Origin of the sequence: Hyphomicrobium sp. (assembly GCF_020852195.1) — a bacterium.
GTDB lineage: Bacteria > Pseudomonadota > Alphaproteobacteria > Rhizobiales > Hyphomicrobiaceae > Hyphomicrobium_C.
This window is the reverse complement of record NZ_JADZBI010000194.1, coordinates 1-3749: the sequence shown is the minus strand read 5'-3', so window position 1 is coordinate 3749 and position 3749 is coordinate 1. Positions and strand designations below refer to the sequence as shown.

The following is a 3749-nucleotide window of genomic DNA, read 5'->3' as shown; positions in this document are numbered from 1 at the left end:
GTGTAGTGGAGATGATGGGGACCGGCCCAGATGTAGATGAAGATCAGCGTCCAGAAGTGCACGATCGACAGGAGATAGGAATAGACCGGCCGCTCCACGCGCTTCGGGATGAAGTAGTACATGATGCCGAGGAAGCCCGCGGTCAGGAAGAAGCCGACCGCATTGTGCCCGTACCACCACTGCGTCATGGCATCCTGAACGCCAGCGAACAGCGAATAGCTCTTGGCGCCGAGCAGCGACACCGGAACGGCGAGGTTGTTGACGATGTGCAGCAGCGCGATGGTGACGATGAAGGCGAGGTAGAACCAGTTCGCCACATAAATGTGCGGCTCTTTGCGCTTCCACAACGTACCGAGGAAGACCAGCAGGTAGGCTACCCAGACGATGGTGAGCCACAGATCGACGTACCATTCGGGCTCGGCGTACTCCTTGCCCTGGGTCGAGCCGAGCAGATAGCCGGTGGCGGCGAGCACGATGAAGACCTGATAGCCGTAGATGACGAACCACGGCGTCCAGTAACCGACGAGACGGGCACGCGAGGTGCGCTGCACGACGTAAAGCGAGGTGGCGAGAAGCACGTTGCCGCCGAAGGCGAAGATGACGGCGGAGGTGTGCAGCGGCCTCAGGCGGCCGAAGTTGGTCCACGGCAGGTCGAAGTTGAGAACGGGGAAGGCGAGCTGCCAGGCGATGATGTCGCCGACCAGGAAGCCGGCGATGCCCCAGAAGACCGCGGCGGCGGTTGCGAACTTGATGGGGCCGTCGAGATATCCGGCTTGCTCGTCGGCTCCGCCCGGGCGCGGGTTGGAGATGATGTAGAGGCCGGCGCCGAGGCTCGCGAGCAGGAACAGCGTCCCGTGGAAGCGGATCACCTCGTCAAGGCCGGCAAAGGCCAGGATACCTCCGATTGCGACACCAATGGCAGCCGCCAGCAGAGCGCCGGCTCCCGACAGCGCGATGACCTCTTCGCTGGTTGCTTTCATGGACCCCTCGACCGGTGCTGGAAATCACCTGCGGAGAGATAGACGCGGTCGGGGCCCCACTGCTTGATCGCGATCAAGCTGCGGCGAAACGAGCACCGCTAACACTGGCTGCGCATACCGAAGGGAGACCGGGCCGAAGGGAGACCGGGCCGCCATGTCGAGTGTTGCTCTCAGAACGCTGGCCGAACGCTACGCCGCGCCCGTACCCCGCTACACGAGCTATCCAACGGCCCCGCATTTCAACAGCGCCGTCGGGGCGCGCGAAGCCGCTGCGTGGATCAGCAGCCTGCCATCCGGCGTCGCCCTCTCGCTCTACGTGCATATCCCGTTCTGCCGGGCGCTCTGCTGGTACTGCGGATGTGCGACGACGGTGGTCAACGGCCCTCAACCTGTCACCGCCTATCTCGGCACGCTGCAAGAGGAAATGGCGCATGTCGCGGCGCTCGTTCCTCCGTCTCACCGGGTCACGCACCTGCACTGGGGCGGCGGATCGCCGAACTCCCTCGCGGCGGGCGAGATCTGCTCGCTCGCGGAACGGACGCGCGAGATGTTACACCTCGACGCGGCGGCCGAATTCGCCGTCGAGATCGATCCCCGCTTCATGGACGGCGCACGCGTCGCCGCCTTTCGCCGGGCGGGCGTCAACCGCGTCTCGATCGGCGTGCAGGACTTCGATCCCAAGGTGCAGGCGGCGATCAACCGATACCAGCCGTACGAGGTGACGCGGCAGGTCGTCACGTCGTTGCGGGAAGCCGGCATCACCTCCCTCAACATCGACCTCGTGTACGGGCTTCCGGGCCAGACGCAGGCGAGCGTTGCACGCACGCTCGAGCAAGTGCTTACGCTCGATCCCGACCGCATCGCCGTGTTCGGCTATGCGCATCTGCCGGAGAGGATACGCCATCAGCGCCTGATCGACACCTCGGCGCTCGCGGGGCCGGCCGACCGGCTCGGACAAGCGAACCGCGTGGCGCGCAAGCTTCTCGCGCACGGCTACGTGCGCGTCGGGCTCGATCACTTCGCGAAGCCGACCGATCCGCTCGTCACCGGCCCCATCAACCGCAACTTCCAGGGCTATACGACCGATACGGCGGAGACGCTGATCGGCTTCGGCGCCTCTGCCATCAGCCGCTTTCCCCAGGGGTATGCACAGAATGCCGCTCGCGTGCCCGACTACCAGGAGCGGGTCGCCAGGCGCCGCCTGGGCACTGCGCGCGGCGTTGCCCTGTCGGAGGACGACCGCGTGCGCAGCTACGTCATTGAGCGGCTGATGTGCGATCTCGTGTTCTCGGAGACGGACCTTTCGGCGCGGTTCGGCGCCGAGGCGGCCGCGCCGGTGATCGCGGACTCGCGTCTCCTCCTCGAGGCCGACCGCGACGGGCTTGTCGCGCCGACGCCCGATGGAATGTGCATCACGGAGCGGGGGCGGCCGTTCGTGCGCAGCATCTGCGCCTGCTTCGACGCCTACCTCGACCAGTCCACCGCGCGCCATGCGGTGGGCGTCTGATCCCTCGTGTCATCGACGAAGGGAGTCGTCCTCCTCGTCCTCGGCCTTCTTACGCTGCTCATAGCGCTGCGCCTCGTACCTCAGGTACGTGATGATCTTCCAGATTTCATCCTGGCTCAGCGCATCCTTGAATGCGCCCATCTGGGTGTTCGCCCGCCCCTCCGAGATGATGCGGAACATCAGCTCGTCCGAGTTCGCGCCGCCGGGGCCCCAAGCTCCGTAAATGAGCTGGGGACATTTGCCGCCGATACCGCCCGTGCTGTGGCATTGCTGGCAATTGCGGCCAAACAGGTCCGCACCCTCCGTGATCGCCGCGCGGTCGCCGGCAAACGGATTGGGGGAAGCTTGCGGCGCGGCAGACTTCTGCTCGCCCGCGGACATGGCGGCGACGTCGTCGGCGATCCCGGCTAGCGCCATCAGGCCTGCAAGCGCCACCGAAGCGAGGATCAAGAGCGCAGGCCGCATCTGTACAGTCTTATGCATTCATTTTTCCCGATCACAGAAATCCGGGGAGCGGCAGCCCCCGGATTGCCTTCTGTTCGCCCGACGCGGTCGGGTGATTTTTTCACGTTCCTAGAGCGCGATCGGTTTTGATTGGATCGGGATCGCGCTCTAGCCTTTTTGATAAGATCGATGATCGCGCTTCGGACTGATGGGGTCCGAAGCGATCACGGTCTAGTTAGGCAGCCCGAACAGCATCACGCCGCCGCCACGGTTGTGGGTCTTCAGGAACTCCGGATAGGCCAGCGGCCACAAGCTGCCGCCGCCCGGGCCGTACACGATGGCCACCACCTGCTTGCCGTTGACCGTGAAGGTCGTCGGGTTGCCGTGGATGCCGGTGCCGACGTTGAAGCGCCACAGCTCCTCGCCGGTGTCGTCGGCAACGGCGCTAAAGTAGCCCTCGGCATCGCCCGAGAACACAAGGCCGCCCGCAGTGCTGACCAGCCCGCTCGTGGCCGGGAAGCTCTGCGGCTTGGTCCAGACAAGCTCGCCGGTCGTGCCGTTGAAGGCCTTGAGACCTCCGGTGTACGGGTTGACCGTCAGAACCTTCGAGCGCAGGAACCACTTGCCACGCTCGAACTTCTGATCCTTGAGCTGGATGTTCATCGAGCTGTCGATGAACGGCACGTAGATCATCTTCGTGCGCAGGCTGTAGGTCGCAGGGTGCCATTCCTTGCCGCCGTCCAGCACCGGTGCGATATCCTCCACGAGACGGTCCTTGACCGGGACCTTCGCCGGATCGGCAATCGGGCGGCAGTTCT

At 65.0% G+C, this 3749-nt stretch carries 4 protein-coding genes; 1 reads left to right on the top strand and 3 read right to left on the bottom strand.

Annotated elements, in window-relative coordinates; all coding sequences use genetic code 11:
• A partial coding sequence (locus IT540_RS16680; protein ID WP_291180549.1) for a cbb3-type cytochrome c oxidase subunit I occupies positions 1-980 on the bottom strand: 980 nt, incomplete at its 3' end.
• 154 nt (positions 981-1134) lie between these two features.
• Between IT540_RS16680 and hemN the strand changes: the two genes are divergently transcribed.
• Positions 1135-2487, top strand: a complete 1353-nt coding sequence (gene hemN / locus IT540_RS16675; RefSeq protein WP_291180547.1) for an oxygen-independent coproporphyrinogen III oxidase — start codon at positions 1135-1137, stop codon at positions 2485-2487.
• 9 nt (positions 2488-2496) lie between these two features.
• On the opposite strand, the gene IT540_RS16670 is transcribed toward hemN, so the two are convergent.
• Together IT540_RS16670 and IT540_RS16665 are read right to left on the bottom strand one after the other, a co-directional pair.
• Positions 2497-2970, bottom strand: coding sequence for a c-type cytochrome (locus IT540_RS16670; protein WP_291180545.1), 474 nt, complete (start codon positions 2968-2970; stop codon positions 2497-2499).
• A 192-nt stretch (positions 2971-3162) separates the two neighbouring features.
• Positions 3163-3749, bottom strand: a 587-nt coding sequence (locus IT540_RS16665) for a PQQ-binding-like beta-propeller repeat protein (RefSeq protein ID WP_291180543.1), incomplete at its 5' end; no start/stop codon positions are given.